This window comes from Dietzia sp. Die43, from assembly GCF_024519835.1.
GTDB classification, from domain to species: Bacteria; Actinomycetota; Actinomycetes; order Mycobacteriales; family Mycobacteriaceae; genus Dietzia; species Dietzia kunjamensis.
This window is the reverse complement of record NZ_JALJRF010000002.1, coordinates 86,315-98,895: the sequence shown is the minus strand read 5'-3', so window position 1 is coordinate 98,895 and position 12,581 is coordinate 86,315. Positions and strand designations below refer to the sequence as shown.

Below are 12,581 nucleotides of genomic sequence, written 5' to 3'. Positions count from 1 at the left end.
GGCTCGAACCTCTACCGTACGTAAGGCGCGCGGGGTGGTGGCTCAGGGCAGCACACGCTCGGTGTAGTCGTTGCCGAAGACACGCTCCGGGTCGAGACGGTCACGGACGGACACGAAGTCGTCGAAGCGGTCCACCATGGCGGACAGGTCCTCCGCGGTGCGGGTGTGCATCTTTCCCCAGTGCGGTCGCCCGCCGGCGGCGAGGAAGATCCCTTCCGCGAGACGGAACAGTTCGGTGTGATCCATCAGGTGGTACTGGTGCACGGCGATGTAGCAGACCTCGCGCCCGTACGCCGTGGACATCCACACGTCGTCGGCGGCGGCGAACCGCACCTCCACGGGGAACGGGGTGACGATGCCGGAGCGGTCGATGGTGTCGCGGAGGTCGCGCAACACCCCGGCCGCCGCCGCGACGGGCACGGCGTACTCCATCTCCCGGAAGCGGACCCGCCGCGGGGAGGCGAAGACCCGGTAGCTCCGGTCGGTGAAGTCCCGTGCGGACAGAGCCCGTGAGGCGACCCGGTTGAGCCGGGGGGTCAGCGCCGGACGTCGGGTCGCGGCCCGGCACACCACGTCGAAGACCTCGTTGGAGAGGAGTTCGTCGCCGATCAGACCCCGGATGCGTCCCACCGGGTGCAGCTCGGCGTCCCCGGGCAACCGGGTGTTGCGTTTGACGTTGATCGCGTCGGTGTGGGGGAACCAGAAGAACTCGGCGTGGTCCGCGGAACGTGCGAAACCCTCCAGGTCCGCCAGTGCGGCGGTCAGGGTCCACGGACGCTCCTCGGCCCGCAATGCGAAGGCCGGGACGCATCGGACCGTCATCTTGGTGATGATCCCCAGTGCGCCGATCCCGAGGCGGGCCGCCTCGAACACCTCGGGGTCGGATTCGCGGGAACAGGTGAGAACGGAACCGTCGGCGGTCACGATCTGGAGCCCGACGACCGTGGCGGGCAGGCCCGGTGCCGCACATCCCGTGCCGTGGGTCCCGGTCGACACCGCCCCGGCGAGGGACTGTTCGGCGAAGTCCCCGAGGTTCGGCTGTGCCAGACCGAGCTCCCACAGCAGCGGTCCCAGTCGGTGCAGCCGGGTACCCGCCCAGACGGTCACGTCCGCGCCGTCGACGCGACCGTCAGCACCACGGGTCGGCACGATCGATTCCACACCGGCGAGGTCGTCCAACGACACGAGCACGCCGTCCGTCGCGGCCGCCGGCGTGAAGGAATGGCCCGCGCCGACACACTTGACCCTGGTTCCGCGCTCGGCCGCCCGCGTGACAACGTCGCTCACCTCGGCAACGGTCGTCGGGAGCGACCGGCCCGAGGGAGAGGCCAGGACATTGCCGGCCCAGTTCTGCCAGGGGGCCACCGAGGTCGTCATGGCAGGAGAGGGTACCCGCGCGAGGCGGGGCGGGAGGCGGTCCTGGACCATCGACCCGGAGTGGGGGCGGACGCCCGGCACGCCGGGGGAGCGGGTGCGGTGAACGGTGTGCACGTCCACGTCGTCGTCGTACCATGGACGCGTGACCAGACGACTTCCTGCCGATCAGCGCCGGGCGCAGCTCCTCCAGGCCGCCCTTGAGATCGCCGAACACGACGGACTGGGTGCGGTGACCGTCCGCGGCGTGGCCGAACGGGCGGGCGTGTCGCTGGGGGTCGTCCACTACTGCTACACGGATAAGGAAGAGCTTCTCCGCGAGGTCATCGGCGCCGTCAACTCGGAGGTCCACCAGGCCGCCCGGGCCTTCGTGAGCGTTGACTTCGATTCCGGGATCCGGGGCACCGAGGGCCTGCGGCGACGGCTGTACGAGGCGATCGACCTGATCTGGGCGGTGATCTCCGCATCGCCCGACCGGCAGCTCCTCACCTACGAGATCGTGTCGTACTCGTTGAGGACCCACGGGCTGCCCGAAGTCGGCCTGGCCCGCGACCAGCAGGAATCCAACGAGGCAATAGTGCGTTCGGTGCTCGAGCGCACGGCGCAGTCCGCCGACGTGCAGTGGGCGATGGGCCTCGACGACATGGTGCGCGTCGTCCTGTCGATCATCACCGGCATCAGCCTGCGGTGGCAGATCTACCGGAACGACGACGAGGCCAACGACCTCCTCCACCGGGCGGTCGACCTCGTCGTACGGGACGCGCGACCGGTCGACGGTGCCTAGCAGGGAGGCGGACGGCCTCCCCGTGGTCGTCGACTCGCTCCGGGTCGCGACCGCGGGCCTCGACGCGCCCCTCGCCGCTCTGCACCTGCCGAGTCTGCGGGCGAACGTGGACGACCTACGCCGCCGGGCAGGGGGCACCAGGATCCGGGTGGCGAGCAAGTCCGTGAGATCCCGAGGCGTGCTGCGGGAGGTGCTCGGCGACCGGCTGCGCGGCGACGACTCCGTCCGCGGGATCATGGCCTACTCGCTGGACGAGGCGTTGTGGTTGGTGGAGTCGGGGTGCGACGACGTCCTGATGGGGTACCCCACCGTCGACCGCTCGGCCCTGGGACGCCTCGGAGCAGATCCGCAGGCGCTGGACTGCGTGACACTCATGATCGACCATCCGCGCCAGCTGGAGATCGCACGGGAGGCGGGGGCGTCCGGGGCGCGGGTGTGCATCGACGTCGACTGCTCCCTCCGGCTGGGGCCCGTCCACCTGGGCGTGCGCCGCTCCCCGCTACGCGGACCGGACGACGTCGAGCCGCTGGTACGGCGGGCCGTCGCCACCGGCTTCCGCGTGGTGGGCGCGATGTTCTACGAGGCGCAGGTGGCCGGGGTGCCCGATGACGTGCCGGGGATCGGCGTCGTCAAACGGCTCTCGATGCGGCGGCTGCGGGATGTGCGACCGGCGGTGGCGTCCACGATCGAGTCGATCACCGGGACACCGCCGGAGATCATCAACTCCGGGGGATCCGGGTCCGTCGCCGAGAGCGCCGGAGCGCCCGCCGTCACCGAGGTCACCGCGGGATCGGGACTGTACGTGCCGGGGCTGTTCGACGCCTATCGGACCTTCACCCCGCGGCCGGCGCTGCTGTTCGCACTGCCCGCCGTGCGGACGCCGGCCCGTGGTCTCACCACGTTCCTGTACGGGGGATACGTCGCGTCCGGCGTCCCGGGGCGCGACCGGCTCCCGGTGCCCGCCGCCCCGGCGGGGTTGCGATACCTCGGTCGGGAGGGGGCCGGAGAGGTCCAGACGCCCGTGCGGGGGCAGGTGGCCATCGGCGAGAGCGCATGGTGGCGTCACGCGAAGGCGGGGGAACTGTGCGAGCGGTTCGACACTCTCCACGTGGTGGACGAGACTGCTGACGGGCCCGTCGTGGTGGATCGCTGGCCCACCTACCGTGGTGAAGGGAAGTGTTTCGGATGACCGACGCCCAGCAGATGTCCGGGCAGGCGCGGGAGCGGATGCATGCCGAGGCCGTCGCGATCACGGCGGACCTCGTGTCGATCGACTCGACCAACACCGGTGACCCCGCGACGATCGGCGACGGCGAGACGAGGGTGTGCCGCCGGATCGCCGAGTACCTCGACGAGGTCGGCATCTCCAGCGAACTCGTGGAGTCTGTTCCCGGACGAGGGAGCCTGTTCGCCCGGGTCGAGGGAGCCGACCCGGACGCGGGCGGACTGGTCGTGCACGGACACGTCGACGTCGTCCCCGCAGTCGCCGAGGACTGGACCGTCCCGCCGTTCGCCGGTGAGATCCGCGACGGCTGGCTCTACGGACGAGGCACCGTCGACATGAAGAACATGATCGGCATGATGCTCGCGGTGGTCCGCCACTACCGCCGGGAGGGGATCCTGCCCCGGCGGCCGCTGCTGCTCGCGTTCTTCGCGGATGAGGAGGCCGCGGGGATCATGGGTGCCAAGTGGGTGGTCCGGGAGCGGCCCGAGATCTTCGACGGCATGACCCAGGCGCTCAGCGAGGTCGGGGGCTGGTCGGTACCGGTCGACGGCCGCCGCCTCTACCCGATCGCCGTCGCCGAGAAGGGCGTCGCCTGGGCCACGGTGACCGCACACGGGACCGCCGCACACGCGTCCCGCCCGACCGGGGACAACGCCGTCGCCGCGATCGCCGGGGCGGTTCATCGCGTGGCCGATCTCGACTTTCCGGTGCAGCCGACCGAGGCAAACACCGCGCTGGCCGCGGCGGTCGGTCGGCTGGCCGGAGGAAGCGGCGAGGTCGCCGAACTGCCGGATCGGCTCGAGGTCCTCGGGCACTTCGGGCCCCTCGTCTCCGCCTCGCTGTCCCACACCGCCTCACCGACGGTCCTGTCCGCCGGGTACAAGACCAACGTCATCCCCACCGAGGCACGCGCGGAGATCGACTGCAGAGTACTCCCCGGAGGTGAGGACACGTTCCGTGCCGAGATCGAGCAGGAGCTCGGCCCCGACGTGACGGTCGAGTGGATCTGGGAACCACCGATCGCCGCACCGGCCGACGCCCCGTTCGTGGAGGTGATCCGCGAGGCCGTCAGGCAATCCGACCCCGATGCCATGGTCCTGCCGTACCTGTTGCCCGCCAGCACGGACAACAAGCATCTGGCCCCGCTCGGGATCGACGGCTACGGGTTCGTCCCACTGCGCGTGCCCGACGAGTTCGACGTCTTCGGCCATTTCCACGCCGTGGACGAGCGGGTACCGGTGGACGCACTGCATTTCGGTGCCGACGTGCTCGCCCGAGTGCTCCGATCCGCGTGAGGGGCGCGCTCACCGGACATCCGACGCCGTCTGCGCGGACCCGCCTGCCCGCGGACGTCTGGGTCCTCGTCGCGGCCGCGTTCGCCGTGGCGATCGGCTACGGTCTGGTCGCCCCGGTGCTGCCGCAGTTCGCCCGCAGCTTCGACGTGTCGGTCACGGCGGCGTCGGTCATCGTCAGCGCATTCGCGTTCTTCAGGTTGGTGTTCGCGCCGGCCGGTGGGTTCCTCGTCGACAAACTCGGCGAGCGGTGGGTCTACATGTCCGGTCTCCTCATCGTGGTGGTCTCCACGTTGGCGACCGGGCTGGCGCAGAACTACTGGCAGCTCCTGGTCTTCCGCGGTCTCGGCGGTCTCGGGTCGACGATGTTCACGATCTCCGCGATGGCCCTGCTCACCAGATTGTCCCCGCCCGGCGCCCGGGGACGGATCGCCGGCCTGTACGCGACCGCGTTCCTCATCGGCAATATCGGCGGTCCGGTTCTGGGCGGATTGTTGGCGGGCTTCGGCATGCGCATCCCGTTCTTCGTCTACGCCGGCACGCTGCTGGTGGCGACCGGCGTGGTGGCGGTCTTCCTCCGCGGGGGCCGACGGCCCTCACCCGACGACGGGTCCCCCGAGCAGGAACCCCTCCCGGTCGCCGAGGCGCTACGGCACAGCGGGTACCGCGCCGCGCTGATCTCCAGCTTCGTCAACGGGTGGACCTCGTTCGGTGTGCGGGTCGCCATCGTCCCGCTGTTCGCCGCGGCCAACTTCGATGCCGGCGCCGGTATCGCCGGCACCGCGCTGGCGTCGTTCGCGGTGGGGACCGCCTCGGTGGTCTCCGCGGCCGGGTGGTTGTCCGACAGGTACGGGCGACGTCCGATGGTGATCCTGGGTCTGGTGATCTCCGGCGTCACCACCCTCGTCCTGGGCTGGTGTGACACCGTGCCGTTGCTCGTGGCGGCCTCGGTCATCGCCGGGATGGGCGCCGGGATCCTCAACCCGTCGCAACAGGCCGCTGTCGCGGACGTGATCGGCGCGGACCGGGCAGGCGGCAAGGTCCTCGCCACCTTCCAGATGGCCAGCGACTCCGGAGCGATCCTGGGACCGGTCGTGGTGGGGCTGGTGGTGGACCTGCTGGGCTACAAGGCGGGGTTCGCGGTGTCCGGCGTGCTCCTATTGGGGGCCGCGATCCCGTGGATCATCGCCGAGGAGACCCGTGAGGCCACGAACCCGGTGACCACGGGGGAGTGACCTGCGGCAGCCGTGTCGCTCAACAGCCCCCTGACGCCGTAGAATGTAAAACCTCATGGAGAACAACGACGAGGACCGTACCGCCACCGCCGGCGACGAGGTCGACACCGACGCCAGCAATCCCGAACCAGCCTCCGCCGCGGACAACGGCGCCGCGAACAATGGCGCCGCGGACAACGGCGCTGCGGACACGGCCGCGCCCGCGCGCACCGGCGCCGCCGCCCCTGCAGCCGGCGGTGAGGACGAGCCCGAGGTGACGTTCGCCGACATGGGGCTGGCCCCCGCGGTCGCGCAGGCGGTCAGGGACGTGGGTTACGAAGTCCCCTCCGCCATCCAGGCCGCGACGATCCCGCTGGTCCTCGAGGGGCGTGACGTGGTCGGCCTGGCACAGACCGGCACCGGTAAGACCGCCGCGTTCGCGCTGCCCATCCTGTCGCTGATCGACCCGGCGGTGAAGAGCCCCCAGGCCCTCATCCTGGCGCCGACCCGAGAGCTCGCCCTCCAGGTCGCCGAGGCCTGTGTCACGTACTCGGCGAACATGCCGCAGGTGAACGTCCTGCCCATCTACGGCGGGCAGGCCTACGGCATCCAGCTCTCGGGGCTGCGGCGCGGTGCGCAGATCATCGTCGGCACCCCGGGGCGTGTGATCGACCACCTGAAGAAGGGCACGTTGGACCTGTCGGGTCTGCGGCACCTCGTCCTGGACGAGGCCGACGAGATGCTCGCGATGGGGTTCCAGGAGGACGTCGAGCGGATCCTGTCGGACACCCCGGAGACGACCCAGGTGGCCCTGTTCTCGGCGACCATGCCCGCCGCCATCCGGCGGATCTCGCAGAAGTACCTCACCAATCCGACCGAGGTGAAGGTGGCGTCGAAGACGTCGACCGCGCCGAACATCACGCAGCGCTACGTCCTGGTCAACCACCGGGACAAGCTCGACGCTCTGACGAGGATCTTCGAGGTCGAGGACTTCGACGCGATGATCCTGTTCGTCCGGACGAAGTCCGCCACCGAGGAGCTGGCAGAGCGACTCCGTGCACGGGGGTTCTCCGCCGCGCCCATCAACGGCGACATCCCGCAGAACCTGCGTGAGCGCACGATCGAGGCGCTGAAGGACGGTCGCACGGACATCCTCGTCGCCACCGACGTGGCCGCCCGGGGTCTCGACGTCCCCCGGATCAGCCATGTCGTCAACTACGATATCCCGCACGACACCGAGTCCTACATCCACCGGATCGGCCGGACCGGTCGCGCCGGTAGGAGCGGTGAGGCGCTGCTCTTCGTCACCCCGCGCGAGCGCCGGCTCCTCTCCCAGATCGAGCGGGCCACCCGCCAACCGTTGACCGAGATCCAGCTCCCGAGCGTGGACGACGTCAACGAGATGCGGATGGCCAAGTTCGCACAGTCGATCACCGAGAGCCTCGAGGACCCGAGCATCGCGCTCTTCCGCCGACTGGTGGAGGAGTACGCCTCCGAGCACTCGGTCTCGATGTCCGACATCGCCGCCGCTCTGGCGACCCAGTCGCGGAACTCGGACGACTTCCTCATGCGGGAGCCCGAGCGCCCGCCGCGCCGGGACGACCGTCGCGAGCGGCCGGCACGCGACTTCTCGGACGGGCCGCGTCCGTCGCGGTCGGGGAAGAACATGGGGCAGTACCGGATCGCCGTGGGTAAGCGGAACAACGTCAAGCCCGGCTCGATCATGGGCGCCCTGGCCAACGAGGCCGGGCTCCGGGGCGGTGACATCGGACGCATCTCGATCCGGTTCGACCACTCGATCGTCGAGCTGCCGGCGGATCTCCCCGCGGACCAGCTCAACTCGATGAAGGGAATCCGGGTCGGGGGTTCCGAGATCGACATCCGCCCCGACTCCGGCGCTCCGTCGGGTCGTCCGTCGTCGTTCCGGGACGACAGGGGCGGCAAGCCGCGTGGCGGCGGACCCCGACGCGATGACCGTGGTGACCGTGGTGACCGGCGCGGCGGCCGTGACGAGAAGCGCGACGACCGTGGGGGCTTCCGCCGCGGTGACGACGACCGCCGCGGTGGTGGCTTCCGCGGGCGTTCCGGCGGGGGCCCGGACCGCCACTGACGCCGGGCCTTACGGGCCGGGCGGGCACCGCCGGATCGCGCCCGCGAGAGCGTCATGATCGGCCCTCGTCACCGGCAGGCCGTAGGCGATGGCCGCGGTGAGGTACCGGGAGGCGTAGAAGCAGTGTCGACCGGGATCCGGGGGTAGCCAGTCCGCCGGGGTCGAGTCGCTCTTGCCGGTGTTGACCGACGCTGCGACGGCGAGCAGGTTCCGGTCGACGTCGTTGGCGAACGCGGCACGTCGCCCGGCCGGCCACGACCACGCGCCCAGGTCCCACGCCGCGGAGAGCGGGTAGACGTGGTCGACGTGGATGCCGCGCACCCCCGTGGTGCCCACGTCGACGAGCCTGCCGGTGTACGGATCGGTCAGGACTCCGCCAGACACCTCGCACCGTGCCCCGGGCGTCCTGGTGCCGCCGACGAGGTCGCGGGCCAGGACATCGTGACGGGTGGAGCACCCGTTTCGGGACCCCGGCGCCCCGGTGGTGTCACTCCAGGCCGGGCCGAACACGCACGCGGACGCCCCCGAGCAGTCCCGCTCGTACCCGGGAGCGGGGTTCCGCGACTCCACCACCTCGACCGCGTCGAGCAGTGCCCCCACCGCTTCCCGCGGTGGGCTGCCCGGGACGGAGCGGGGCGGTTGGCCGGACCACCACACGGCGGCGAGCACGCCGAGCACGACGAGGGCCAGGGCGAGCGCCCGGGGTGCGGGCGGCGGCACGACTCGGCCAGCAAGCGGGCGCCTCCGGGTACGGGGATCATGGCTCACGCATCGAGTCTGACGCGGGGGTCGTCGGGTCGCGCCCGCCGACGGGGTCGGCAGGGCGGGACTGTGGACAGGTGCGCGCCTGTGGACAGCGGCCTCGCCTGTAGCTCTCAGGGGAGCACGCGGGCCCGCTGTCGGACCGGCGTGCTTACATGTGCACGTGACCCCGACCGCCGCACCCCGACTACACGCCGTGTGGCAGTCCGGGGTCGTGGGGTTGTGGTGCGAGACGGGATTGCGTAGGCCGGAATCGATCGCCCCCGCCGCCGAGGTCACGGCTGTGGGCCGGGCCGGAGCCCCGCCGGAGGTGATCCGGTTCCTGGAGCGCTACTCGCTGACGCACCGGATCGGGGTTCGTGCCCCGGTCGAGGGCCGGGTCCGGACCGCGACGGTGCCGGGGATCCGGGTCTCGGTCGGCGCGGCGGTGGATCTGTCCGGGATGGTCGACGCCACCGACCACTGGGTCGGATCCGGGCTGCGGGCCCTCGCGGCACTCTCGTCGGGCGTGGCCGCCTTCGTGCGTGCGGGGCACGTCGTCCCCGTCCTCGGCCGTTCGGAGGGCGCATGGGACGCGTCATGGACTCTCGCCGCCTCACCCGTGGTGTCGGCGTGGGCAGCGGAGAGCCTGTCCCGGTGCCACGGGCTGGTGGCGAACCGCGAGGACCTCGACCGACTACTCGCCGCCCTGGCGGACCAGCACGCTCGGATGGCCCTGGCGCCCCTGGCGGGCGATCGCCGGAGCGACCTGGGCACGGCCTTGATCACGGGCGGGGGCGTGACGTCCGGGGGCCAGGCGTTGGCGGAAGCGATCGACGAATTCGGACGGGCGGCGGCGGCACGGGACGTCGAGGTGGTGTTCCGGATCGTCGAGCCGACCGGCGGTGACGACGAGGGCCCGGGCGATTCCGACGGCGGGGCCGGGCACGCCGCGCCCGGGGAGATCCTCTGGCGGCTGGAGACGCTGGTGCGCACGGGCACCGATTCCCTTCGGCCCTTCACCGAGCTGCCCGATACGTCGGCCGTGGGTGACGCGGTGCGCGACGTCGTCGACCGGGCGGTCCGGTCGTGGCCACCGCTGGGGCGTGCCACCCACACCGCCGGCAGTCCGGACCTGATGATGCCCACCGACCTGGTGGTGCAGTTGGTCGACGAGGGGGTGGAGGCACTACGGGGGAGAGGTGTCGAGATCCTCCTGCCGCGAGCCTGGACCAGGGTGCGGACCGCCGTCCGGGTCGCGGTCACGGAGCCGGGCACCGAGAACGTCGATTCGGGGCGTCGGCTCGGGCTCGATCAGCTGGCGGACGTGAACTGGGAGATGGTCGTCGACGACGTCCCCCTCGACCCCGCCGAGGCCCAGATGCTCCTCGACGCCGCGTCCGATCTGGTCAAGCTCCGCGGACAATGGGTCCGGGCGGACCCCGGTGCACTGCGTCGGGCGGCCCGCTTCCTCGCCGCGCGGCGCGGGGGGCGGGTCACGGCACCCGCACTGGTCGCCGCCCTGATGTCCGAGGAAGGCGAGGGCGTCGAGGTGGAGGCGCCCACGACCATCGACTGGATTCCCTCGTCGTCGTCGATCCCGGTCGACCTCCCACCCTGGTTCCGCGCCACGCTCCGTCCGTACCAACTGGAGGGGGTGCGGTGGTTGACCGCGCTGTCCAGCGCCGATGTCGGCGCCGTGCTGGCCGATGACATGGGGCTCGGCAAGACCATGCAGGTGCTCGCGCTCACCGCGTCCGAGCACGCGGCGGGCCGGACCGGCCCCACTCTCGTCGTGGCGCCGCTCACCCTGGTGGCCACCTGGGCCCGGGAGTCGGCGACGTTCGCCCCGGAGCTGCGGGTCCACGTCCATCACGGACCGGCCCGCGAACGGGGTGACGACGCGGCCACACTACTCGGAGCCGCCGACCTCGTGCTGACCTCCTACGGGACGGCGTCCCGGGACGCGGAACTGCTCGCCCGGGTGGCCTGGCGGCGGTTGGTCGCCGACGAGGCCCAGACCATCAAGAACCCCTCCACCTCGGTCGCGCGCGCCGTCGTCTCGATCCCGGCGGAGCACCGGATCGCGCTGACAGGGACACCGGTGGAGAACCGGTTGGACGAGCTCCGCGCCGTCCTGGACTTCGCCAATCCGGGGATGTTGGGTTCGGCCAGCACCTTCCGTGCCCGGTTCGCGATCCCCATCGAGTCCCACCGTGACGAGGCCGCGGCATCGAGGCTCCGGGCACTCGCCGCACCGTTCGTGCTGCGCCGCCTCAAATCCGACCCCCGCGTGGTCGCCGATCTCCCGGACAAGCAACACATCAGGGTCGATTCGCCGCTGACCCGTGAGCAGGCGACCCTGTACCGGGCGGTCGTCGAGGACATGATGGAACAGGTCAAGGAGTCCGAGGGGGCCGCCCGCAAGGGCGCCATCCTCTCGGGGCTCACAGCCCTGAAACAGGTGTGCAACCACCCCGCCCACTACCTCGGGGACGGGTCCGCACTCCTGCGCGGCGGCCGCCACCGTTCGGGCAAACTCGCCGCACTCGACGAGGTCCTCACCGAGATTCTCGACGCGGGGGAGAAGGTGCTGCTGTTCACCCAGTACCGGGCATTCGGCGATCTGATCCTGCCCCTACTCGAGCGTCGGGCCGCCACCGCCGTGCCGTTCCTGCACGGCGGGGTCACCGCGGCCGGACGGGCTCAGATGGTCGAGGAGTTCCAGGCATCGCACGGCCCACCGGTGATGCTCGCGTCGCTACGCGCGGGAGGGACCGGACTGACCCTCACCGAGGCCAACCACGTCGTACACCTGGATCGCTGGTGGAACCCGGCGGTGGAGAACCAGGCCACCGACCGGGTCCACCGCATCGGCCAGACCCGGGTGGTCCAGGTGCGCACGCTCGTCGCACCGGGCACGGTCGAGGACCGTATCGACGAACTCCTCGAAGCCAAGCGGGACCTCGCGGAGTTGACGCTGGGACCGTTGGCCGGCGCGCTGACCGAGCTCGCGGACGCGGACCTGGCGGCACTCGTCGAGTTCACCGACGTGGGGCGGGACGAACCGTGAGCGGCGAAGCGGGCATCCGGGCGAGGTCCCGGGCCGGGCAGTTCGGCGCACACATGTGGAGCAGACGCTGGGCGAGTGACATCGAATCCGGGGTATCCCGGGGTGACGCCCACATGGCACGACAGGACGCCCGCAGGGGCAAGGTCCTCTCCCTGCACCACTCGGGCCGGTCCGTCCGGATCGACGTCGACGGGAGCAGACCGGAACCCTTCACAGTGGAGTTCACGTTCGCCCCGCTCGACGACACCGACTCCGACGCCCTGCGCATCGCCCTCAGGCGGGAGGAACGGGGAGTGCTCGGCGCCCTGGCCGGGGACTTCTCCGACACCGTCGGGTTCCTCCTCCTGCCCGCGGTGCACGGGGCGACCACGTTCACCTGCCATTGTCCGGTGCAACCCGGCCCCTGCCGACACGTGCTGGCGGCCGCCTACATCATGGTCGAGTGGTGGGACTCCCGGCCGGAGGTGTTGTTCGAGCTCAGGGGCCTGCGACCCGAGCAACTCGGCGCCGTCCTCCGGGGCGGAGGGGACGACGACGAGGTGTCCTTCGACGTGGAGGAGACGCTGTGGGGTGGTGAGCCGATCCTGCCGGCGTCGCCGTCACCCGGGCCGGCCGGTCTCGAGGACCTGCTGGACGCGCCCGTCACCCGCAGGCTCGCCGCGGCGGCGACCAACGACGCGCTCGAGCAACTCCGGGTGGTGGCGGACCTCGAGGACTTCCTCGACGCGTTCGGCCGGTACCGGCCGCGGTGAGGCGGGCCGCCGGTGC

At 71.4% G+C, this 12,581-nt stretch carries 9 protein-coding genes; 7 read left to right on the top strand and 2 right to left on the bottom strand.

Annotation, left to right across the window (positions count from 1 at the left end; genetic code table 11):
• Positions 1-42 precede the first annotated feature (42 nt).
• On the bottom strand, positions 43-1,377 hold the full coding sequence (locus NR111_RS01990; RefSeq protein ID WP_067718583.1) for a D-arabinono-1,4-lactone oxidase: 1,335 nt from the start codon (positions 1,375-1,377) through the stop codon (positions 43-45).
• Positions 1,378-1,519: 142 nt separating this feature from the next.
• Between NR111_RS01990 and NR111_RS01985 the strand changes: the two genes are divergently transcribed.
• From NR111_RS01985 to NR111_RS01965, 5 genes are read left to right on the top strand one after another with little or no spacing between them, the layout of a single operon-like run.
• Positions 1,520-2,158, top strand: a complete 639-nt coding sequence (locus tag NR111_RS01985; RefSeq protein WP_067718391.1) for a TetR/AcrR family transcriptional regulator — start codon at positions 1,520-1,522, stop codon at positions 2,156-2,158.
• Entirely contained in the window at positions 2,151-3,347 is a 1,197-nt protein-coding gene (locus NR111_RS01980; protein WP_256819701.1) for an alanine racemase, read from the top strand. The genes NR111_RS01985 and NR111_RS01980 overlap by 8 nt, the downstream gene beginning before the upstream one ends.
• Positions 3,344-4,678 carry a M20/M25/M40 family metallo-hydrolase gene (locus NR111_RS01975; protein ID WP_256819699.1) on the top strand — a complete coding sequence of 445 codons (1,335 nt, stop codon included), beginning with the start codon at positions 3,344-3,346 and terminating at the stop codon, positions 4,676-4,678. The genes NR111_RS01980 and NR111_RS01975 overlap by 4 nt, the downstream gene beginning before the upstream one ends.
• Positions 4,675-5,910, top strand: coding sequence for an MFS transporter (locus NR111_RS01970; RefSeq protein ID WP_067718383.1), 1,236 nt, complete (start codon positions 4,675-4,677; stop codon positions 5,908-5,910). The genes NR111_RS01975 and NR111_RS01970 overlap by 4 nt, the downstream gene beginning before the upstream one ends.
• 55 nt (positions 5,911-5,965) lie before the next feature.
• A complete protein-coding gene (locus NR111_RS01965; protein ID WP_067718381.1) occupies positions 5,966-7,999 on the top strand; it encodes a DEAD/DEAH box helicase in 2,034 nt (677 codons plus the stop codon).
• Positions 8,000-8,008: 9 nt separating this feature from the next.
• Here the strand turns inward: NR111_RS01965 and NR111_RS01960 are convergent, their stop codons facing one another.
• Positions 8,009-8,767 (bottom strand): HNH endonuclease family protein, encoded by a 759-nt coding sequence (locus tag NR111_RS01960; protein WP_172812175.1) that lies wholly within the window; start codon positions 8,765-8,767, stop codon positions 8,009-8,011.
• A 157-nt stretch (positions 8,768-8,924) separates the two neighbouring features.
• Between NR111_RS01960 and NR111_RS01955 the strand changes: the two genes are divergently transcribed.
• Positions 8,925-11,813, top strand: coding sequence for a DEAD/DEAH box helicase (locus tag NR111_RS01955; protein ID WP_253702163.1), 2,889 nt, complete (start codon positions 8,925-8,927; stop codon positions 11,811-11,813).
• Between the two features lie 113 nt (positions 11,814-11,926).
• The gene (locus NR111_RS01950) at positions 11,927-12,565 is read left to right on the top strand and encodes a hypothetical protein (RefSeq protein WP_253702161.1); all 639 of its coding nucleotides are present in this window, start codon (positions 11,927-11,929) and stop codon (positions 12,563-12,565) included.
• Positions 12,566-12,581 lie beyond the last annotated feature (16 nt).